Annotated in this window: 15 protein-coding genes; 6 read left to right on the top strand and 9 right to left on the bottom strand. The window is 74.3% G+C overall.

Going from position 1 to position 21,354, the window contains the following annotated elements; all coding sequences use genetic code 11:
• Position 1: 1 nt before the first annotated feature.
• From eccB to ACFV4F_RS25485, 5 genes are all read right to left on the bottom strand, one after another.
• A complete protein-coding gene (gene eccB / locus ACFV4F_RS25505) occupies positions 2-1,339 on the bottom strand; it encodes a type VII secretion protein EccB (protein WP_380505661.1) in 1,338 nt (445 codons plus the stop codon).
• Positions 1,340-1,352: 13 nt separating this feature from the next.
• Positions 1,353-2,750, bottom strand: a complete 1,398-nt coding sequence (gene eccD / locus ACFV4F_RS25500; RefSeq protein WP_380505658.1) for a type VII secretion integral membrane protein EccD — start codon at positions 2,748-2,750, stop codon at positions 1,353-1,355.
• Positions 2,751-2,824: 74 nt separating this feature from the next.
• Positions 2,825-6,808 carry a type VII secretion protein EccCa gene (gene eccCa, locus ACFV4F_RS25495; protein ID WP_380505655.1) on the bottom strand — a complete coding sequence of 1,328 codons (3,984 nt, stop codon included), beginning with the start codon at positions 6,806-6,808 and terminating at the stop codon, positions 2,825-2,827.
• A gap of 383 nt (positions 6,809-7,191) precedes the next feature.
• On the bottom strand, positions 7,192-10,212 hold the full coding sequence (locus ACFV4F_RS25490) for a BTAD domain-containing putative transcriptional regulator (RefSeq protein WP_380505652.1): 3,021 nt from the start codon (positions 10,210-10,212) through the stop codon (positions 7,192-7,194).
• 434 nt (positions 10,213-10,646) lie between these two features.
• Positions 10,647-12,218, bottom strand: a complete 1,572-nt coding sequence (locus ACFV4F_RS25485; RefSeq protein ID WP_380505770.1) for an MFS transporter — start codon at positions 12,216-12,218, stop codon at positions 10,647-10,649.
• A gap of 258 nt (positions 12,219-12,476) precedes the next feature.
• On the opposite strand from ACFV4F_RS25485, the gene ACFV4F_RS25480 reads away from it, so the two are divergent.
• Both ACFV4F_RS25480 and ACFV4F_RS25475 read left to right on the top strand, forming a co-directional pair.
• Positions 12,477-13,469, top strand: coding sequence for an Lrp/AsnC family transcriptional regulator (locus ACFV4F_RS25480; RefSeq protein ID WP_380505649.1), 993 nt, complete (start codon positions 12,477-12,479; stop codon positions 13,467-13,469).
• Between the two features lie 200 nt (positions 13,470-13,669).
• Positions 13,670-13,978 carry a WhiB family transcriptional regulator gene (locus ACFV4F_RS25475; RefSeq protein ID WP_380505646.1) on the top strand — a complete coding sequence of 103 codons (309 nt, stop codon included), beginning with the start codon at positions 13,670-13,672 and terminating at the stop codon, positions 13,976-13,978.
• A 47-nt stretch (positions 13,979-14,025) separates the two neighbouring features.
• Here the strand turns inward: ACFV4F_RS25475 and ACFV4F_RS25470 are convergent, their stop codons facing one another.
• Both ACFV4F_RS25470 and ACFV4F_RS25465 read right to left on the bottom strand, forming a co-directional pair.
• The gene (locus ACFV4F_RS25470) at positions 14,026-14,427 is read right to left on the bottom strand and encodes an SsgA family sporulation/cell division regulator (protein ID WP_380505643.1); all 402 of its coding nucleotides are present in this window, start codon (positions 14,425-14,427) and stop codon (positions 14,026-14,028) included.
• Positions 14,428-14,473: 46 nt separating this feature from the next.
• Positions 14,474-15,016: a hypothetical protein gene (locus ACFV4F_RS25465; protein ID WP_380505640.1), complete on the bottom strand. Its 543-nt coding sequence runs from the start codon at positions 15,014-15,016 to the stop codon at positions 14,474-14,476.
• Positions 15,017-15,251: 235 nt separating this feature from the next.
• Between ACFV4F_RS25465 and ACFV4F_RS25460 the strand changes: the two genes are divergently transcribed.
• Together ACFV4F_RS25460 and ACFV4F_RS25455 are read left to right on the top strand one after the other, a co-directional pair.
• Positions 15,252-16,205, top strand: coding sequence for an AraC family transcriptional regulator (locus tag ACFV4F_RS25460; RefSeq protein WP_380505637.1), 954 nt, complete (start codon positions 15,252-15,254; stop codon positions 16,203-16,205).
• Between the two features lie 111 nt (positions 16,206-16,316).
• Complete coding sequence (locus ACFV4F_RS25455; protein ID WP_380494723.1) at positions 16,317-17,033, top strand: flavodoxin family protein; 717 nt, start codon at positions 16,317-16,319, stop codon at positions 17,031-17,033.
• A 301-nt stretch (positions 17,034-17,334) separates the two neighbouring features.
• On the opposite strand, the gene ACFV4F_RS25450 is transcribed toward ACFV4F_RS25455, so the two are convergent.
• Positions 17,335-17,751: a YybH family protein gene (locus ACFV4F_RS25450; RefSeq protein ID WP_380505634.1), complete on the bottom strand. Its 417-nt coding sequence runs from the start codon at positions 17,749-17,751 to the stop codon at positions 17,335-17,337.
• 177 nt (positions 17,752-17,928) lie between these two features.
• Positions 17,929-18,879 carry an alpha/beta hydrolase fold domain-containing protein gene (locus tag ACFV4F_RS25445; protein WP_380505631.1) on the bottom strand — a complete coding sequence of 317 codons (951 nt, stop codon included), beginning with the start codon at positions 18,877-18,879 and terminating at the stop codon, positions 17,929-17,931.
• Between the two features lie 178 nt (positions 18,880-19,057).
• Here ACFV4F_RS25445 and ACFV4F_RS25440 point away from each other — a divergent pair, with 178 nt between their 5' ends.
• Both ACFV4F_RS25440 and ACFV4F_RS25435 read left to right on the top strand, forming a co-directional pair.
• On the top strand, positions 19,058-19,924 hold the full coding sequence (locus tag ACFV4F_RS25440) for a MerR family transcriptional regulator (RefSeq protein WP_380444717.1): 867 nt from the start codon (positions 19,058-19,060) through the stop codon (positions 19,922-19,924).
• Between the two features lie 242 nt (positions 19,925-20,166).
• The coding region (locus ACFV4F_RS25435; RefSeq protein WP_380505629.1) for an HD domain-containing phosphohydrolase at positions 20,167-21,354 on the top strand (1,188 nt) is incomplete at its 3' end.

Genomic DNA, 21,354 nt, shown 5'->3' with positions numbered 1-21,354 from the left:
GCTAGCCTCCCTGCACGGTGTCGGCGGCCGTCCGGGCGGTGAGCGTCGGGCCGTGGCCGAGGAGCTTGAGGAGGTCCTCCGGCAGCGCGGTCGCGGGGGCGCCGGTGATGCCGAGGGCCGTGCCGGCGCGGCTGTCGCCGAGCGGGTAGGCGATGCCCTGATCGGTCACCAGGAACGTCTGCGCGTTGCCGTTCTGGCGGGCGAGCTGCTCCAGGTCGACGGCGAGCATGCCGCGGGTCGGCGGGACGAGCACGGTCCGGGTCCCGGTGGCGGCCTGGCCGCCCTCGACGACCAGCTGGCTGGTCAGCCTGGTGCCGTCCGCGCGCTGGCGCAGGCAGGCGGTCTGGGCGCCGGCGTCCAGGCCGGGGGCGCCGAGGACGTCCGGCAGCGCGGTGAGCAGCGACTGGTCGGGGGAGACGGGGGCGGCGGCGATGTCGGTGGCGCCGACGGTCAGGACGGCCGGGGCGCCGGGGCGGGCCGCCAACAGGGCCGCGGCGGTGGCGCTGGCCGGGGCGACGCCGGCGTCGGTCATCACGTAGGAGTGCTGGACGCCGCCGGTGGCCGTGCGGAAGAGCTGGCCGACGGTGACCTCGTGTCCGGCGACCCGGCCGGCCGGCTTACCGGTGTCCGGGACGGCGGCGGCCAGCGGGGCGCCGGTGGGCAGGGCGCCGAGCCAGTTCTGCGGGGTGGGCACCGGGCGGTCGCCGTCCAGGCCGAGCGCGATGAGCGCGGTGTCGGAGGGCACGGGGTAGCGGACGCCGCGCCAGAGCAGCCAGTGCGAGCCGTCGGGGGCGGCGAGCAGCACCTGCCGGTCGTCGGGGAACGCGGCGGTCTGGCCGTCGGGGGCGAGGTCGAGCAGCTGGCCGCCCGCGAGGTCGGGCCGCAGGCACCAGGTCCAGGGGCCGGGCAGCAGGCCCGCGGGCGCGGGCAGCGAGTCGGGGGCGCCGGGGATGCCGACGGGGGCGCCGTGCGGGGTGGTGCCGAGTTCGGCGCCGGAGACGGTGTGGACGGCGCTGCTCTTGCCGCCGAGGAGGAGGGCGGAGGCGTAGTTGCGCACCGGCCGGAGCTGTCCGTCGAGGAGCAGGTACCGGTTGCCGGTCTGCTGCTCCACGATGATCGACCCGGGGTTGCGCCAACGGGTGTCCGCGACGGGCGCGATGAGCCCGTAGACGGCGAAGCCGACGCAGAGCAGCACCACGACTCCGGCGCCGAGCACGGTGGCGAGCGTGGCCCGCCCGGTCGGTCCCTCGCCGCGGCCGACGTCGCCCCGGACGAGGGCGGTGGCCAGGCGGGCCATGGCGAAGCGGTACGCCTGGAGGTGGTCGCGTCGTGTCTGCATGCCCGGCCCCCGCTCAGCTCGCCAGCACGCGCAGCGCGCTGTAGACGTGCAGGGCCTGGAGGACCAGCGGCAGGAGGGCGATCACGGTGGCCGTCTCCAGGATGTCCCCGGCGTGCCCCCAGATCGGCAGCAGCCGGTCCGTCAGCCGGGGCGCGCGGACCAGCAGGAGGACGGCCGCGGCGAGCAGCGCGGCGGGCACCAGGATCCGGGCGGCGGTGCCGTGCGAGGCGGCGTGCGCCAGCAGGAGCAGCGCCAGGCCGAGCGTGCCGGCGAGCACGGCGCAGACCCGCTGCAGGACGCCGGTGAGCCCGCGCGAGCGCAGCAGCACCGCGCCGGCGAGGACCAGCGGCAGCACCCAGTTGATCCAGCCGGGCTCGCGCACCAGGAACCAGAAGGCCGCGGCGTACAGCACCGCCGACGCCAGGGCCAGCGCGTCCAGGTAGTCGTTGGCCGCCCCGGCGGCGCGCTCCAGGCGGGCCTGGGGTTCGGGGGTGATGTCCTGCTGGAGCTCCTCGGCGTCGTGCGGCAGGGCGGGCACCCGCACCCCGGCCAGCCGCAGCGCCAGCCGCGGGCCGAGCTGCCCGAGGACGAACAGGGCCGCCGCGACCACCGCGAGGGCCTGCGCGGCGTCCCAGTGCGCGACGTGGACCAGGCCGGCACCGGCCGCCGCCGCGACCGCGGTGAGCAGCGCGGTGCCTGGCAGCAGGAACGGCAGCGGACGGACGATCAGCAGGACGCCGCAGACGACGGCCGTGGCGATGGCGCCGGCGAGGACCTCGGCCGGGCCGAGCAGGAACGCGTGGTCCGGCCCGCCGCGGAAGGTGAGCCCGGCGAGGGCGGCGAGGGCCATGGCGCCGACGGCGGCGGTCAGCACGGTGCCGCGCCGTGCGCCGGGCCGGGTGCCCACCAGGCAGGCGGCCGCCAGCAGCGCGGCGGCGCTCACGCCGGTGGTGGCCGCGGTGAGCGGTCCCGGGCCGCCACTGAGCAGGGCGGCGGCGAGGACGGCCAGCAGCAGGGCCCCGGCCGCCAGCGCGAGGCGGACGGTGGCCACCGGCTGCCAGCGGTCCGTCCGGCCGCCGATCACCTGGGCCACGCCGTCGGCGACGTCGTCGAAGTGCAGCGCGGGCAGCGCGGCCTCGGCGGGCCGCAGGTGGAGCACGTCGCCGTGCTTCAGCCCGAGGCTCTCGGGGGTGCCGTCGGGGTCGAGGGGGTTCTCGCCGAGCCGCTGGAGCACCTGTACGGTGCCGCGCTCCTGCGGGCTCAGCGTAAGCCTGCCGAGGAGCACGGGGAGCAGGGCCGAGACGGGGGTGGAGACGGGGACGGAGACGTCGAAGCGGCCGTCGGTGTGGACGACGGTCAGCCGGCACACCTCGGTGACCGGCGGGGCACCGGCGGGCGCGGGGGTCGACATGTTGCTCCTGGACGGCGAAGAGGCGGAAGAGGCGGAAGGCACGGTGGACGGGGCGGTGGACGGGAGAGCGGCGGTCACGCGGGCGTCACCAGCCCGGTCTGGACGAGGCGCACCGCCCGGCGGGTGACGAGCTGGGCGCGCCCGGCGGGCAGCGTGCGCGGCTTGGCCTCGCCGAGGAACTTGCCCTCCTCCTTGGGGTAGGAGAAGAGCAGCGCCGGGTTGCCGAGCTCCCACATCCGCCGCAGGACGGGGTCGGTCATCGACCGCATCGCCCCCGAGGTGCTGCGGGCGATGATCACGTGCATCCCGATGTGCTGCCCCTGCGCGAGGAGCGGGACGAGCGGCGCCAGCGGGGTGGGTGCGCCGGGCGCCCCCGCTAGGAGGTCGTAGTCGTCGACGACGACGAACAGCCGCGGGCCCTCCCACCAGTCGCGCTGCGCCAGTTGCTCCGGGGTGATGTCCGGCCCGGGCACCCGCTTGCCCACCGAGTGGGCGGCGTTCGCAGCGAGCTGGGCGAGCGAGTCGCGGTCGACGACGTAGCCCGCCCGGTACTCCTCGGGGACGGAGGAGAGCAGGCCGCGCTCGGGGTCGGCGACGACGATCCGGGCCTCGTCGGTGCTGAAGCGCGAGGTGATCGCGCGGACGGCCAGGCGCAGCGCGTTGGTCTTGCCGGTCTCGCCGTCGCCGAACACCATGAGGTGCGGGCTGGTCGAGAAGTCGTGCCAGGTGGGCTCCAGGCGCTGCTCGTCCCAGCCGAGGCAGAGCCGCAGGTCACCCTCGGCGGGCGGCAGTTGGTCGGCCGGCAGCCGGGTAGGCAGCAGGCGCACGCCGGGGGCGGGGGAGCCGGTCCAGAAGGCGTCGATCTCGGCGACGGCCGCCTTGGTGGCCGGGGTGAGGTCGGCGGTCCCGCCGGAGCTGTCCAGGCGCGGCAGCGCGGACAGGAAGTGGTGGCCGCCGGCGCTCAGGCCGCGGCCGGGCTGGTGCGGGACGGCATTGGCGATCCGCGAGCCGACCTCGGACTCCAGCGCGTCGCCGAGGCGCAGTTCGAACTTGGTGCCGAGCAGGTCGCGCAGGCGGGGCCGCAATTCGGACCAGCGCACTGCGGAGGCCAGCAGGTGCAGGCCGAAGGACAGGCCGCGGGCGGCCAGGTCGATGACCCTGGCCTCCAGGTCCTCGAAGTCCTGGCGCAGCGTCGACCAGCCGTCCACCACGAGGAAGACGTCGCCGTACGGGTCGTCGATCTCGCCGGCCGCGCGCAGCGCGCGGTAGGCGGCCATCGACTCCAGGCCGCGCGAGGTGAACTCGCGCTCGCGGCGCTCCAGCAGCTGCGTCAGCTCCTCCACCGTGCGCAGGACGCGGTCGCGCTCCAGGCGGGTGGCGACCGAGCCGACGTGCGGCAGGCCGGCGGTGGAGACGAGGCCGCCGCCGCCGAAGTCGAGGCAGTAGAACTGGATCTCGCCCGGGGTATGGGTGAGCGCCAGCGACAGGATGAGGGTGCGCAGCATGGTGGACTTGCCGGTCTGTGGGGCGCCGGCGAGCCCGACGTGGCCGTCGGCCCCGGACAGGTCGGCGACCAGCAGTTCGCGCAGCTGCTCGTAGGGGCGGTCGACGATGCCGAGCGGGACGCGCAGCGTGCCGAGCGACGTATGGCCGGCGGCGCTCATGCCGCGGACCGGGTCCGGCACGATGCCGGGCAGCAGCTCGTCCAGGCTGGGGGAGGCGGCCAGCGGCGGCAGCCAGACCTGCCGGGCCGGCGGCCCGCTCTCCTTCAGGCGGCCGACCAGCACCTCCAGGAGGCTCTCGGCGTTCGCCTGCTCGTCGGGCGCGGCGGCGGCCGGTTCGGGACGGCCGGTCGGGGCGAGTGCGGCCAGCGACTCGTCGGTGCTCTCGGAGCGCAGCACGCCCTGCCGCGCCAGGCCGAAGTCGGTCAGCACGCCGGACGCGCCGGCCTCCTGGGCGGGCTGCTCGTCGGCGGCGAGCGGCTCGGGCGCCGGGCCGGAGACGTAGGCGGCCTTGAACCGCACCAGGTTGGTGGTGTCGATCTTCAGGTAGCCGTTGCCCGGCGAGGACGGCAGCTCGTAGGCGCTGGCGACGCCGATCACGCTGCGCGACTCCATCGCGGAGAAGGTCCGCAGGGCGATCCGGTAGGAGAGGTGGCCCTCCACCTTGTGGATGCGGCTCTCGTCGAGGCGCTGCGAGGCGAGCAGCAGGTGCACGCCGAGGCTGCGCCCGAGCCGGCCGATGGAGACGAAGAGGTCCACGAACTCGGGTTTGCTGGCGAGCAGTTCGGAGAACTCGTCGACCACGATCAGCAGCGAGGGCAGCGGGGCGAGGCCGGCGCCGGCGGCCCGCGCCTTCTCGTAGTCGAAGAGCGAGGAGTACCCGGCCTCGCGCAGCAGCTCCTGGCGGCGGATCATCTCGCCGTTGATGGAGTCGCGCATGCGGTCGACGAGGTGGATCTCGTCGGCCAGGTTGGTGATGACCGCGGAGGTGTGCGGCAGGCGGTCCATGTGCAGGAAGGTCGCGCCGCCCTTGAAGTCCACCAGGACGAGGTTGAGCACCTCGGAGGAGTGGGTGGCGGCCAGGCCCATCACGAGGGTGCGCAGCAGCTCGCTCTTGCCGGAGCCGGTCGCGCCGATCAGCAGGCCGTGCGGGCCCATGCCGCCCTGCGCGGACTCCTTGAGGTCCAGCTCCACGACCTCGCCGTCGTCGGTGACGCCGAGCGGCACGGTCAGGCGGGCGGACTGCACCTGCCGGGGCCGCCACTTGGCGGCGACGTCGAAGGTGTGCGGGTCGCGCAGGCCGAGCAGGGTGACGAGGTCGAGGTCCGATTCGAGCGGACGGTCGGCCAGGTCCACGCTGCCGCTCGTGCGCATCGGTGCCAGCGAGCGGGCCAGGGCCTCGGCGGCGGTGGCGGTGAGCGCGTCGGCGTCGGCCGAGTCGGTGTCCTCGCCGGAGGCGAACTCGACCTTCCCGTCGTTCACGGTCAGCCGCAGCACCTTGGGGCCGCCGGGCATCGTGCCGGTGACGTCGAGCAGCACGACGTTGCGCAGACCGCCGCCCGCCAGGCGGGAGTTGGCGGGGATCCGCACGCCCTGGGCGACGACCACGACGAACGGCTCGGCGACGCTGGGCGAGGCCGCCGGGTCGTGCTCGGGGCGGTCGCGGACCTCCTGGCCGAGCAGGTCCAGCAGGGTCTCGGGGTCCTCGGCGGCCAGGCGCGCCGGCCCGGCGGCGTCCTCCTCGCCGGGGTGGGCGTTGTGCGGCAGCCACTTCAGCCAGTCCCACTGCGCGCGGGCGCCCTCGTCGCCGAGGAACGCCACCCGCAGCTCGTCGGGGGAGTGCAGGACCGCCAGCTGCCCGACGATCGCCCGCGCGAGGCCCAGCGCGTCCTCGGCCGTGCCGGCGAACTCGACGCTGCTGAAACGGCGCAGACCCACCGGGACGGGCAGCCCGGGGACGCTCTGGTGGGCGTGCGTGAAGCGGCGCAGGGACACCGCGCACAGCGGTTCCAGGTCCTCGACCGGCTTGGTGCGCGGCGGCAGGAACTCCAGGGCGGCGCGGCGCGCGCCCAGCCCGATCCGCACCCGCGCGAAGTCCTCGTGCCCGGGGCGCCGCTCCCACAGCCGGGTGCCGCGGGCCAGCGCCCACAGCTCCGACGGGTCCGGGTGGTCCCACAGCACGGCGGCGCGCTGCTCGGCCGCGGCCTGCCGGGCCTGGACGCGCTTCTGCGTCAGGTAGCGGAGGTAGTCGCGGCGTTCGGCGCGCATCCGGCGCCGGCGCTCGGCGCCCGGGCGGCCGATCTGGGTCAGCGTCATGCTGACCATCGCGACGCCCATCATCCCGGACATCATGTAGGTCGACGCACCGCCGCCGCGCATGGAGAACATCAGCACCATCGCGCCGGCGCCCAGGCCCATCGGCAGGTACATCAGCGCGGAGCCGAGGTCGGGGGTGGCGGGCTCGCCCAGCACTGGGGGCTCGGCCAGTTCGATCTGCCCCTCGGGGAGCGGGGGGCCGTCGGCGCGAGGCGGGCGCTTGACGAGGACCGTGCTCAAATCCCGTACTCCGTTTCCTCTTCTCCGCGGAGGAACGAGCTTGCCCCCAGTCGATCAACGTGGGATACGCGCGTGGTCTACGCGGCCGGGGGCCGCCTCGGCGGCGGGTTGCGGTGCGGCGAAGAGCGCCGGATATCGGACGGATATCGGGGGCTGGGAGGCTGTGGCCGCAAGCGGTGCCGTGCACGCGGCCGCCGCGAGGGGAATCCGCGCTCACGGAGATGCGCGCGGGAGCAGCGAAGGAACTCGCGCTCACGAAGATGCGCGCGGGAGCAGTGAGGAGGGCCGGCGACATGAAGGTCTGGAACAACACCGGGTCCTGACCCCGGCGGGTCGCTGCCCGCCGGGGTCGCCGTTCCGGCCCCGGCGGGCCGGGGTGTGTTCTACGCGACGCCCACGACGTACCCGGTCTTCGCCGGTGCTTCGGGTGCGTCGGCCGAACCGTCCAGCCGGGCCAGCACCCGCCGCACGTCCTCGGCGTCGGGCAGTCCGAGCCCGTCGAACAGCTCCTGCGCCTCGCGCAGCCGGTCGAGGGCCTCCTCGGTGCGGCCGAGGCCGTCGAGCGTCCTGGCGACGATCACCAGGGCGTGGCCCCGGTCCCGCTCGGCGGCGAGCTCCCGGCAGTCGGCCAGGGCCCGCAGCGCCTGGTCGAGGGCCTCCTCGTGACGGTCCAGCAGGCGCAGCGTGTCGGCCAGGCGGTAGCGGGCCTGCGCCTCGCGCAGCGGGATCCCCGCGGCCCGGCAGATCCGCAGGCACTCCTCCAGCGCGGTGACGGCCTGCTGGTGCTCGCCGAGCTCGTGCGAGGCCAGGCCGAGCACGTAGAGGGCGTAGGACAGGCCGGTCCACTCCTCCGCGTCGGTCAGGCCAGGCAGCAGGCGGCGACAGGCGGCGGCGGCCTCGGCGGGCCGGCCGTCGCGCACCTGGGCAAGCGCCGAGTTGAGCGCCGTCGCCGTCTGCCCGTCGCGGTGGCCGAGCGCGCGGGCCAGCGAGTTCGCCTCGTCGTAGAGGCGCACCGCCTCCTGGTAGCGGTGCTGGAACTGTGCGAGCAGGCCGAGGTCGTTCAGCGCCTGCTGCAGCACCACCACGTCGCCGCCGGCCCGGCAGGCGTCGGCCGCGCGGCGGCTGTGCTCGGCGGCCTCGTCCAGCCGGGCCGCCTGGACGGCGAGGTTGCCGCGGACGAACTCGGCGCGGCCCAGCGAGCGCTGATCGCCGAGCGCGTCGGCCGCCTGGGCGACGGCCGCGGCGGCGTCGGCGAGACGCCCGTAGCGCGGGTCGGCGTCGAACGGGCTGAGCGCGACCAGGAGGTCGGCGGCGGCCCGGACGTCCTCGACCGGCGCCGCCCGGCGGGCCGTCGCGAGGACCGCGGTGATGGCCGCCTCGAACTCCTCGGCCACCCAGTCGGCCGCCGCCTGGGCGTCCTCGAAGGCGGGGCCCGGGGTGAGCGCGGGGGCGAGGGCGGGGGTGAGCGCGGTGCCGATCGGATCGCCGGGCACCAGCCGCTGGAAGGCGGCGCTGGCGTTCGCCAGCAGGAAATGCAGGTGGTGGCGCTGCGCCGTGGCCTGCTCCTCGGCCTGCTCCTCGGCGCCGTCGGGGCCGTCGGGGCCGGTGATCTGGAGGGCGAAGACCCGCAGCAGGTCGTGGTAGCGGTAGCGGCCGGGCCGCGGGGCGGTGAGCATGCCGGCGTCGACCAGCGACTCCAGCAGGTCCTCGGCCCGGCGCGGCCCGGTCCCGAGGACGGCCGCCGCGGCCCGTGCGCCGATGTCCGGCCGGCACACCGCGGCGACCACTCGGAACGCGTCGGCCTGCTCCGCCGTCAACTGGCGGTAGCCCCACTCGAAGGCGCCCGCCACGGCCAGGTCGCCCAGCCGCAGCTCGGCCATCCGGTCCTGCTCGGCGGCCAGCCGGTCGGCGAGCCGGGCCACCGTCCAGGCCGGGCGCGAGGCCAGCCGGGCCGCCACGATCCGCACCGCCAGCGGGAGCCGCCCGCAGTGGCGGATCAGCTCGCCGACGGCCGCCGGGTCGTCGGCGACCCGCTCGGCGCCGGCCGTGCGGGCCAGCAGTCTGCGCGCCTCGGCGACGCTGAACACGTCCAGGTCGACCTGGACGGCGGTGGCCAGGCCGAACAGCCGGGCGCGGCCGGTCACGAGGACGGCGCAGCGGGCCGAGCCGGGCAACAGCGGGCGGACCTGGGCGGCGTCCCTGGCGTTGTCGAGCACGACCAGCACCCGGCGGACGTCGAGCAGCGAGCGGAAGAGCCGGGCCCGGTCCTCCAGTGCCTCCGGGACGGCGCCCGGCGCGATGCCGAGGGCGGTCAGGAAGCTGGCCAGCAGGACGTTCGGGTCGGCCGGCGTGTCCTGGTCGCCGCGCAGGTCCGCGTACAGCTGGCCGTCGGGGAAGCCGGCGCGCAGCCGGTGGGCGACCCGCAGGGCCAGCGCCGTCTTGCCCACCCCGCCCATCCCGGAGACCGCCGCGATGGGCAGTGCGGAATTCCCGGCCGGCTCGCGCACAGCTGCGGTCAGCGCGGTGTGCAGCGCCTCGAGTTCGGCCTCCCGCCCGGTGAAGTCGGCGATGTCGGCCGGGAGTTGGGCCGGCACCGGGCCGGGCTGCACGGCCGGTGCCGGACGCGTGGCGGCCGTACCGAGCAGGGTGGGGTCGTTGCGTAGGATCCGCTGGTGGATCTCGCGCAGCTCCGGGCCCGGGTCGACGCCCAGCTCCTCGGCGAGCAGCCGGCGGGCCCGGTCGTAGAGCGCGAGCGCGTCGGCCTGGCAGCCGCTCTGGTAGAGCGCCCGCATCAGGAGCGCGTACGGCCGCTCGCGCAGCGGGTGTTCGGCGGTGAGGTCGCGCAGCACCGGGATGGCGAGGGCGGTGTCGCCCAGCTCCAGGTCCAGGCCGCAGCGCTCCTCCAGCAGGCTGGTCCGCAGCTCCCCGAGCCGGGTGCGCTGCTGCTCGGCGAACGGTCCGGGCACCCCGGTGAGCGGCTCGCCGCCCCACAGCTCCAGCGCCTCGGCGAACAGCCGCCGCACCTGCGCGGGTTCTTCACCGCCGCGCGCCGCGCCCATCGCGGCGGCGGCCAGCTTCTCCATGTGCAGCGCGTCCACGGCCCCGGCCGGCACGACGGTGCGGTAGCCGTCGCCCACCGAGGTGAGGATCACCGGTGCGTCGCTGTCGTGCTCCAGGACCTTGCGCCACCGCCAGGCGTACGTGCGCAGCATGGCGGACGCGCTGGCGGGCGCCTCGTCGCCCCACAGTGCCTCGATGAGTTCTCCGGCGCCGGCCGCCCGGCCGTCGCGCAACAACAGTGCGGCCAGCATCGCCTGCTGCAGCGGCGATCCGACCGGTAGCCCCTCGTCCCCGTACTGTGCCCGAATCGTGCCCAGCAGGAAGAACCGGACGGGATGGATCATGGACTGCGGTCCCCTCGTGCGTGACGCCCAGGCGTCCCGGTGAGGGCCCGTGGCCGCCATGTCCGATGTGTGGTCCCGGGTTCCCCGCCTCCCCGAGGGGCGTCATTATTCGTATTACTAGCACACCTTTGTCATGGCACCGCATCTCGGTGATCGTGACCCTTGACGCGGCGTCAGCGTTCGTTCACGATCGATGGCCGCGCTGCCGCAGGCCTCCGGGAATGCGCGCCGATCGGGCCGGAAAGGCGGAGTGGGAAAACCGGATCGGGTTGCTCCGCGGGAAATTTGACCAAGGTTTGAATCTTGCGTCGCCCGGATCCGCATACCGCCCCGGCGGGAGGGCGGTCCCACCGGGGCGGCGTCGGTCCGGGCGGCGTCGGTCCGGGCGGCGTCACGAGGACGGTGTCACCAGGGCGGTTTCGGTCCTGGCCGCGTCACGAGGTGTGCGCCGGCTCCCGGTCGGACGTGCCCTCAGCGGCGGCGCCCCGGCCGTCGGCGACCGGCGCGGTGCGGTCCGCACGCGCGCCGCGGCCCGCACGCGCGGCCGGACGCAGGAGCACGGCACACGTGAGCGCGGCCAGCAGGGCGAGCGAGGCCGACACGACCAGGCACAGCCGGAGGCCGTCGAGGAACGAGCCGCTCAGGGCGGTCAGGGCCGGTCCGGTGGCGGCGTCCAGGTGGAGTGCGGCCACGGCGCTGAGCCCCTGGCCGTGCGCGGTGGCGAGGACGCGGTCGACGGTCTCGGCGGGCATACCCGCGTCGGCGAGGTGTGCAGGAAGGGTGTGCAGGGCCCGGGTGGTGAGCAGGGTGCCGAGCACGGCGGGGCCGAGCGCGCCGCCGACCTGACGGAAGGCGTTGTTCCCGGCCGCGGCCATACCGGCCAGGTGGTGCGGGACGGAGGCGACGGCCGAGGCGGTCATCGGAGTGAGGACGGCGCCCAGGCCCAGGCCGAGCAGGACCAGCCGCCAGGCGATCGAGCCGAAGGAGGTGTGGGCGTCCAGCGTGGTCAGCGACAACAGCGAACCCGCCGTCACCACCAGGCCCGTGGTGATCAGGACCCGGGCGGACACCCGGTGCATCAGCCGGCCGACCGGCCCGCCGGCGACGATGGCCGCCCCGGTCACCAGCACCATCCGCAGCGCCGCCTGGATCGTCGTCAGGTGCTGCACCAGACCGAAGTACAGGCTCAGCACGAAGAAGAAGCCGATCAGGCCCAGGAAGCTGATCATCGCCACCAGGGCGGTGGCGGTGAAGGCCGGGCTGCGGAACAGCGCCGGGTCGAGCATCGGGCTCGTGCTGCGCCGCTCCACGGCGACGAACGCGGCCGCGCTCACCGCGCCCAGCACCAGGGCCGCCACCACGGCGGGCTCGCCGAAGCCGTTCGCGCCGCCCTCGATCACGCCGTAGACCACCGCGGTGACCGCGACCGCCGCGCTGATCTGGCCCGGCCAGTCGAGCCGGCGGCCGTGCGGCGCGCGCGAGTCCGGCAGCACGAACGCTGCGACGACCAGCACGATCAGGGACACCGGGACGGGCAGGAGGAAGATCCAGCGCCACGCGACGTGCTCCAGCAGCACCCCGGCGATCAGCGGGCCCACGGCGAGTGACGCCAGCAGGGACGTCGCCCACAGGCCGATGAACCTCCCGCGCTCCCGGTGGTCGGGCACCGCGTGGCTGATCATCGCCAGCGTGGTGGGCAGCAGCGCCGCCGCCCCCAGCCCGGAGGCCGCCTGCCCGACCCACACCGACCCCACCGAGTCGGACGAGAGCGACACGGCCGCACCGAGCGCGCAGAAGGCCATGCCCGCCTGGAACACCCGCTTGCGGCCGTGGACGTCGCCCCACACGCCCGTGGTGAGGATCAGCGCGGCCATCGGCAGCACGAACGCGTCCGACACCCAGGACAGCTGGGACGTGGAGGCGCCCAGTGCCCGCTGGATCGCGGGCAGGCTCACCGACACGGTGGTCACGGGGAGGTAGGCGACGAAGACGCCCAGGCAGGCCATGACGAGCGTGACGCCCCGTCCGGCCGTGGGGCCCTGCACCGTTGCGGAATTCACGAGACGTTCCTTCGACTGCGGAGGTGCCGCACGGGCACCGGCTGCGGTGGGGGCGCCGCCGTCCGGCGCACGCCCGGCTCCCGGACCGGTCGCACCGGGGGAGCCGCCGATCAGCTTCGCGCCCGGGTGCGAGGAATCCCCAACTGATCTCGTGAACCGTGGTGGAACCTCCGTAGGGGTTTCCGCATGTGTGACGATTCCCCCATGACCGACGACCTGGACCGTAAAATCATCCACGGACTCCACTGCGCCCCGCGCGTCTCGTTCCGGCGCCTCAGCGAGGTCGTCGGCGTTTCCGAGCAGACCGTGGCCCGCCGCTACAACGCCCTGCGCCGGGGCGGCCTGGTCCGCGTCGTCGGTCTGAGCAGCCCCGCCGCCCACGGCCAGACCGAGTGGATCGCCCGCCTGCGCTGCCGTCCGGACGCCGTCGGCCCCCTCGCCGACTCCCTCGCCCGCAGGCCCGAGGTGGCCTACGCCAGCCTCGCCTCCGGCGGCTCGGAGATCATCTGCATCATCCGCTCACCCGCCGGCACCGCCCGCGACGACGTCCTCCTCCGACAGCTCCCCAGGGCCGCGTCGGTCCTCGACATGAGCGTCGACCTGATCATGCACGCCTTCGGAGTCCCCGGCCCGACGGGCTGGACGGGAGGGGAAGGCTCCCTCACCGCCGACCAGGCGCGCGAGCTGATCGCGGAACGCCCCGTCCCCGTCGGGCCGCCGCTCCCGCCGACCGACGAGGACCTGCCGCTCCTCGAAGCCCTGGCGGAGGACGGCCGCGTCTCCCACACCCGCCTCGCCGAGGTCACCGGCTGGTCCAAACCCCGCGTCGCCCGCCGCCTGGAGGCCCTCGAAACCAGCGGCTCCCTCACCTACGACGTCGACACCCTGCCCGAACGCCTCGGCTACGAACTCAACGCCGCCCTCTGGCTCCAGGTCGACCCGCCCCGCCTCCACACCATCGGCGAGGAGCTCAGCCGGCACGACGAATGCGCCTTCGCCGCGGCCACCAGCGGCAAGCACAACATCATGGCCATCGTCATCTGCAAGGACACCGCGGACTTCTACCGCTACCTCAGCACCCGGCTCGCCCACGTCGAGGGCGTCAAGGGTTACGAGATCAGCGTCCGCGTCCGCCGCCTCAAGCAGGCCGCCTCCCTCATCCACCACGGCCGCCTGATCGACCCGGCGCTCGCGTGAGGGCTCGATGGTCGGGGCTCGCGGGCTCATGGCCTCACGGGCTCAGCGGGCCGCCACGCCGAGCCGCACGGCTTTGGACGGCGTAGCCCCGCCCGGAGACCGAACCCGGACGAATCGGTAGGCATGAACGCGCGGGACGGGGATAGACGAGTGGGACGACCGATCGCCCCGACCGACCGCCCCGACTGGAAGGACCCGCCGTGGCCGACGCCGCCCGCCTGCCTGCATCCCGCCTGCCCGAAGCATCCGAGCACCACTGGAGCCGCGGGGAGGACGGAGCCTGCCGGACCGCCGACCGCGGCATCTTCGACCGCCCCGCCCAGGAGCACGGAGCCGCCGCCAAGGACCGGGAGGAGGCGGCGAAGGCCGTCTGCGCGGGCTGCGAGGTCCGGGTGGAGTGCCGGCGGCACGCGCTCGCCGCGCGGGAGCCGCACGGCGTGTGGGGCGGGCTGGCAGAGGAGGAACGCCGCGCGTTGTTCACCAGCGACTCCGGGCCCAGGGCGGCGTGACGGGCGTCGCGTCCTGTGGCGTCCATCGGGGGTGAGGGCGCGACCGCTCACGCGAGCAGCCTGGCCACCGCGGTGTCGATGTCGAGGTGGCCGGACTCGCAGCCGGCCGGCACCAGGTTGAACGAGTCCAGGAGGAACGCCGTCACGACGTCGGAGGGAATGCTGATCACCGCCCGCCGGTCGTGGCCGCACAAGGTCACCAGTACTCGCCCCTCCGGCCCGGGCGCGACGGTGACGTCCCCCCGGCCGACGCGACCGTGGCGTCCCTCGTTCAGCAGGTCCCGCGCGAAGAACCACCGCCGTTCCTCGCCGTCGCCGAGCGCCGGGAAGGCCAGGCACACCGCGTACGGCAGCGAGGAGTCGAAGCGCAGCTGCGCCTCCAGGGCGACGTGCGGGAACGCGCCCTCGGGCAGGGTCACGGAGGTGGACCAGCAGGTGGCGGAGGTCATGCGGTGGGGCTCTCCATGCGGTCGAACAGCAGCGGGCCGGTGATGCTCAGGTGACGGCCGTCGGCCCCGGTGGCGGACCGGCCTGCGGGCCGACGGCGGCCGTGCTCGTGCGGGTGAGCGCGGAGTGCAGGCGGCGCACGGCGTCCTCGGCGTCGGAGATCTCGTCGGGCGTCGGCAGCACGATGCCGCCGGAGGCCTGTACCTGGTCTGTGCCCGGGGCGCGCCACTGCAGGACGGGCGCGAGGACGATGCCGGCCCGGGCCAGGAACCACGCCAGGCGGCCGTGCGAGCGCGCGATCCCGAGGGCGAGGGCGGCGAGGGCCTCGCGCAGGCGCTCCAGGCGGTCGACGACCAGGAGCCGCTCCTGCTCGGCGGCCGGGCCCACCGCTTCCGCGAGGTCGTCGGCGATCTTCCCGGCCAGGGCCGATTCCACCAGGGCCGATTCCACCAGGGCCGATTCCATCGGGGCCGATTCCGACACCCCGTCCCGGGACTGCCGTTCGGCCTCCTCGGCGAGCTCCGCGACCTGCGCACACAGCTCCGCGCCGGAACGCGGGGGACGATCCGGCGGGGCTGCGTGCGCGGTCAAAGCGGTCCCTCCCCGTGGAGCAACGGACACCCCGGGACGGGTGCACGTCCAACGCTGGTACACCACGGCGACCGCCCACAGCTCCGGGAACGAAGTACCCCGCGCCCGCGCAGCCGCCGGAACGAAACAGGCCTTGTCAGGAGCGGCCGGGTTTTCCGTAACACCCCTGGACGCGTAGCCTCGGCGCCGGGGTGCGGGGACGAGGCCGCCGCGCCGACGGGGGCGGATGGTGATGATGGTCGAGACGTTGTCCTTCGAGAGCGCGAGCGTGGACGCCACGCAGGAGTTCCTCTCCACGGCCTACACGCCGATGCGCATCGCCAAGTCGGTGGCGGACGCCCGGGCGAGCATCAGCCGCCGGGCGGTGAACGGGCTCACCGTGGACCGGATCTCCTTCGGCTACGACCTCACCTACGACGCCGACAGCCTCGGCCGGGTGTGCCTGCTCAGCATGCACAGCGGCACGCTCGCCGACCGGACCGGCGGCCGCGAGACGGTGTTCGGCCCCGGCGAGACGTTCCTGGTCGCCCCGCCGGACGCCCCCTACCGGGGAGAGGTCCACTCGGCCCGCTACACGATCGCCATGTTCGACAGCAGCCTGCTGGACGCCTTCGCCCCCACTGGCGCCAACGGACGCGGCCCGGTGCGCCTCACCGGGCTCCGCGCCGTCGACGAGGCGGCCGACCGGCAACTGGGCGCCGCCGTCGCCTACGTCCGCGACCACGTGCTCGACAACCCGGCCGCCTGCGCGAACGACCTGCTCGTCGCCACCGCCGCCCAGCACCTGGCGGCCGCGACCCTGGCCGCCCTGCCGCATACCGCCCGCACCGACTCGGCCCCCGCCGACCGGACCGACGCCACGTCCACCACGCTGCGCAAGGCGATCGCGTACATCGAGACGAACGCCGAGCGGGAGATCACCCTCGCCGACATCGCCGCGGCCGCCTTCGTCACCCCGAGGGCCCTCCAGTACGCCTTCCGCCGCCACCTGGACACCACCCCGCTCGCCTACCTGCGCCGCGTCCGCCTCGACGCGGCCCACCGCGACCTCCTGGCCGCCGGCCCGGGCACCACGACGGTGACGGAGGTCGCGATGCGCTGGGGCTTCGCCCACCCCGGCCACTTCGCCGGCCTCTACCGCGACGCCTACCGGCGCCCCCCGAGCGACACCCTGCGCCTGCACCTCTGAGCCTTCAGTCAACCGGCCCAGCCCCGCGCGCGGTCGTGTACCCGGCCTGGTGAGCTGTGCGGGGAGTCCGCGACCCGAACCGGCCTCCCCGCCACCCCGAGGGAGGACCCCGTGCCGGACCCGACGACGTCCTACGCCGACCTGCGCGCCCTGGTGATCAACTGCACGCTCAAGCGCTCCCCGGAACGCAGCCACACCCAGGGCCTGATCGACGTCAGCACCGGCATCCTGGAACGCCAGGGCGTCGAGGTCGAGGTCCTGCGGGCGGTCGACATCGACATCGCGACAGGCGTCTGGCCGGACATGACCGAACACGGCTGGGAAACCGACGAGTGGCCGGTCATCTACTCCAAGGTGATGTCCGCCGACATCCTGACCCTGGCCGGCCCGATCTGGCTGGGCGACAACTCCTCGGTGATGAAGAAGGTGATCGAGCGACTGTACGCGTGCTCGTCGATCCTCAACTCCGAGGGCCAGTACGCCTACTACGGCCGCGTGGGCGGCTGCCTGATCACGGGCAACGAGGACGGCGCGAAGCACTGCGCGATGAACGTGCTCTACAGCTTGCAGCACCTGGGCTACGTGATCCCGCCGCAGGCCGACGCGGGCTGGGTCGGCGAGGCGGGCCCTGGCCCGTCCTACCTGGACCCCGGCTCGGGCGGCCCGCAGAACGACTTCACCAACCGGAACACCACGTTCATGACGTGGAACCAGCTCCATCTGGCGAGGATGCTCAAGGACGCTGGCGGCATCCCGGCCCACGGCAACCAGCGCTCCGAATGGGACGCCGGCTGCCGCTTCGACTTCGAGAACCCCGAACACCGCTGAGCCAGCTCCGAGACCTCCCGTAATGCACCCGATGCCGCGCCACTCCTGCCCGGAGTGGCGGGGCGCCCTTCATCCGGTGCGAGCGCCGGCAACTCGGCCACCGGGGTGCGGGCCCCTCGGGCGGTGGCAATCGGTGAGCCCGGGTGGCGCCGCGACTGGCGGGATCTGCTGGCCCGGGAGGTGGTGAAAGGGGGGCTCGGCTGCTGCCTGCGGCGAGGCTGGGTGAGTCTGCCGCGAGGGCGCTGCAGTGGTCCAGGGGGATCCGCTCGGTAGGGAGGCCGGTCGCCTCGCGGATCAGGCCCTACACGGTGGTGATCTTGCCGTCCCATTCGCCGCCGGCCGGGACGGAGGCGTGCTGGTGGATCAGTTCCCAGCCGTTCTCACGCCGCTCGAAGCAGTCGGTCTGCCGGGCCATGACGTGCTTGGTGGAGCCGTTCCTGAGCACGATGTTCGTGCTCTGCACCGTGCAGACGATGCCCATGTCCCCGTTGACCTTCGCGTCCAGTTCGAGGATCTCGACGTTGCAGGACTCGAAGTCGGCGAAGGTGTCGTCGAACAGCTTGCGCGCCGGGGCGACGCCCTTGGACGCGAACGGGGGGATGTCGAACCACAGCACGTCGGACGCCCAGTGCCGGGTGCTCTGCGCACCGGTCATCGACGCCGCCATCTCGCGGACGATGGCGATGATGGCTTCCTTGTCCTGCTCGGTCGTCGTCATGACTTTGCTCCCTTCGTCTCGTGGCCCTGATCGGCCGCTACGCACAACCCTGCGGCGTGCCGTCAGGGGAGGTGCAAGAGCCGGCCCCGCGACGGGATCTCCCCCGAGGGGAGAGCCCCTGCCAAGGGCCTGCCGTCAGTGCTGGACATCGGGGGTTTCCCCCGCGAAGCCGGCCGCTCAGAGGGCCGCCAGGGTGCGGATGCGGTCGGCGAAGGCCCGTCGGGCGGCCCCGGACTGGGGGGCGAGGCGGTCCCATCCGTGCGGGACCCCGGGATGGACGTGCAGTTCGACGGGGACGCCCGCGGCAGCCAGGCGCGCGGCGTAGGCGATGTCCTCGTCGCGGAAGATGTCGAGGTCACCGGTGTCGATGTAGGCGGGGGCCAGTCCGGTGAAGTCGGTCAGGCGGGCCGGTGCGGCGATCGGGGAGACGTCCGCGGTGTCGAACGTGTCGCCGAGCACCGCCTTCCAGGCCGTGTAGTTGTTGTCGTAGGTCCAGGTCAGGAAGGGTTCGCGGGCCGGGTCGGGGCCCTGGTTGCGGTCGTCGAGCATGGGATAGACCAGGATTTGCCGAGCCAGGGGAGTGCGCCGGTCGCGGGCCAGGATGGCGGTGGCCGCGGCAGGTGCGCCGCCGCCGCTGTCGCCCATCACCGCGATGCGTCCGGTGTCCACGGCCAGTTCGTGCGCGTGGTCGGTGAGCCAGGTCAGGCCGGCGAAGACGTCCTCGGCGAGCATGGTGCCGGTCGCCTCGGGGGCCAGGCGGTAGCCGACGGACAGGAACGGCACCCGACTGTGCGCGACGTACCAGGAGAGCAGGGTGTCGTAGGCGTCCAGGTCGCCCAGGATCATGCCGCCGCCGTGGGCGTAGAGCACGGCCGGGCCGGGCGCCGTGGTCTCGCCGGCGGTGTACCAGCGCAGTTCGATCCGGGCGCCGTCGGGCGCCGTGGCGAGGTAGGTGGCGGTCTTGATCCCGGTGACCGGGGGGACCAGGGCCGCCATGGCAGCCTGGCCGAGGTTGCCGGCCTCGCGAATCGACCTCCAGTCCCCGCGCTCGCGGGCGGCTACGCCGGCGGCCTGCTCGGAGCGGGCGGCCAGGAGGGGGACAACTTCGGGGTCGAGGGTGTAGTTCATGGGAAGTGGTACCCGCTTTCCGGAGGTGGAGGGATGGGTGCGCAACGAAGTGGCGGCGCACGCGGGTCGGCAGCCCGGTCGACCGCCTGCAAGCAGGCTCGGGCGTGCCCCAACGAGAGGTGCAAGACCCGTGCGCGCCCCTGCATCTCCCCTTGGGGGAGGTGGCACAGTGGCAGGCATGGACGCGACACTGCCGATCGGGGACTTCGCGAGGGCCACGCACCTGAGCGTGAAGACGCTGCGCTACTACCACCAGGTGGGCCTGCTGGAACCGGACGAGGTGGACCGGCACACCGGCCACCGGTACTACACCACCGCGCAGATCCCGACCGCGCAGATCATCCGCCGCTTCCGCGCCCTGGACATGCCGGTCGAGCAGATCGCCAGGGTGCTGGCCGCCCCCGACCTCGACACCCGCAACGCGCTGCTGGCCGCACACCTGAACCAGATGGAGCAGGAGTTGGCGCGCAGCCAGTCCGCGGTCGCCTCGCTGCGTGACCTGCTCACCCGCCCGCCGGGCGGCACCCGGGCCGAGATCGGGCGCCGGAGCGTTCCGGCCACGCCGGCGGCTGCGATCACCGAGACGGTGGACGTCGCCGAGGCGTTGACCTGGTACCAGGGTGCGCTCGGTGAGATCTACGCGACGCTCGACGCCCAGGGCCTGGCCGCCGACGCGCCGGCCGGTGGGATCTTCGGTACCGACCTGTTCACCCACGGGCACGGACCGGCGACGATCTTCGTGCCGTGCGCCGGACCGCTGCGCCCCATGGGTCGGGTCGACGCGCTGGTCATCCCGGCGGTCGAGTTGGCGACGATTGTGCACCGCGGCCTGCATGCGAATATCGACCTGGCTTATGGAGCCCTCGGCACGTACGTCGCTGAACATGCCCTGGCCGTGGACGGCCCGATCCGCGAGTACTACCCCGTTGGCCGCCACGAGAGCGCGGAGACCGTCGAGTGGCGCACCGAGATCTGCTGGCCGATCTTCCACACCGGACCGGTCCCCAACGAACCCCCGGTGCCCACGGGTGACGGCGGCCGGTAAAGGGCGCTGTCGCTACCCGCGAACCAAAGCCAGGAGAGCCGACCTCCCATAGGCGAACTGCCACTCGGCCATCCAACGGACGATGCCAGGGAACACGGCATGGTCGAAATATCGACAATCCGCCGGTCCAATGCGCGGTACTGCATCGGATGCAACGTGAACAGAGTGTTGGACCTGCCGGGCTCGGCCGAAGACCTCCGCAGATCGAGATCAGCGGCGCGTGGGGGCGTAGCGTGGTGAGGGTGACGAGCCGCGCGGAGAGCGGAGCGGGGGTGCGTCTGGCGGAGCTGGTGGCCGCGCTCTCGCTGGGCGTGGACCTCGGCTTCGGCCAGCCGATGGAGCACGTGCTGCGCCAGTGCCTGATCGCGTTGCGGCTGGCCGAGCGGCTCGGCCTGGACGACGACGCCCGGTTGGTCGTCTACTACACCGCGTTGCTGGTCAACGTCGGCTGTCACTCGGACGCGCACGAGCAGGCGAAGTGGTTCGGCGACGACATCACGCTGAAGTCCGGCAAGTACTCCTACGAGCAGCGCAGTCTGGCGGGCGCGGCGGCGACGCTGCGGTTGATCGGATCGGGCAATCCGCCGCTGCACCGGTTCCGGGTCGGCCTGGAGTTCACGCTCGGCGGGTTCCGCGATATGAACGGGATGATCAGCTCGCACTCGGCGCTGGCCCGCGAGCTCGCCCGGCGGCTCGGTCTGCCGGACGCCGTGCAGGAGGCGGTGGCCTGTTCGTACGAGCAGTGGGACGGGCGCGGCTGGCCGGGGGAGCTCAAGGGCGAGGCCGTGCCGCTGCCCTCCCGGCTCGCCCAGCTGTCCGAGTACGTCGAGGTGGCGCACCGGATCGGCGGGACCGGCGCGGCCACGGCGCTGGCCAGGCGTCGGGCGGGGACGCAATTCGATCCCGGACTCGCGGTCGAGTTCTGCCGGGAGCCCGAGGAGATCGTCGGCGGACTGGACACGGCCCGTACCTGGGAGGCGGTGATCGGGGCCGAGCCCGCGCTCGGCGTGCGTCTCGGCGAGGAGGAGTTCGACGCGGCGCTGCTCGCGGTCGCCGACTTCGTGGATCTGAAGTCCCCGTACACGCTGGGCCACGGCCGTGCCGTGGCGGCGCTGGCCGAGGCGGCGGCGCTCGGGCTGCGGATGGATCCGGCCGAGGTGACGACGCTGCGCCGGGCCGGCCTGGTGCACGGCCTGGGCCGCCTCGGCGTCTCCAACGCGATCTGGGACAAACCGGGACCGCTGGGCGCGGGGGAGTGGGAACGGGTGCGGCTGCAGCCCTATCTGACGGAGCGGATGCTCCGGCAGTCCCCGGCGCGGGCCCCCCCGGGGGGGGGGCGCGGGGCGGGGCGGCGGCGGGGGGGGGGGGTCGGGGGCCCCGCGCGGGGGGGCGGGGGGGGGGGGAAGCCCGCGCTCCGGGATCGGGGAGGG

Source organism: Kitasatospora sp. NPDC059722 (assembly GCF_042733235.1).
Taxonomy (GTDB): Bacteria; Actinomycetota; Actinomycetes; order Streptomycetales; family Streptomycetaceae; genus Kitasatospora.
This window is presented reverse-complemented; position numbering and strand designations above follow the sequence as displayed.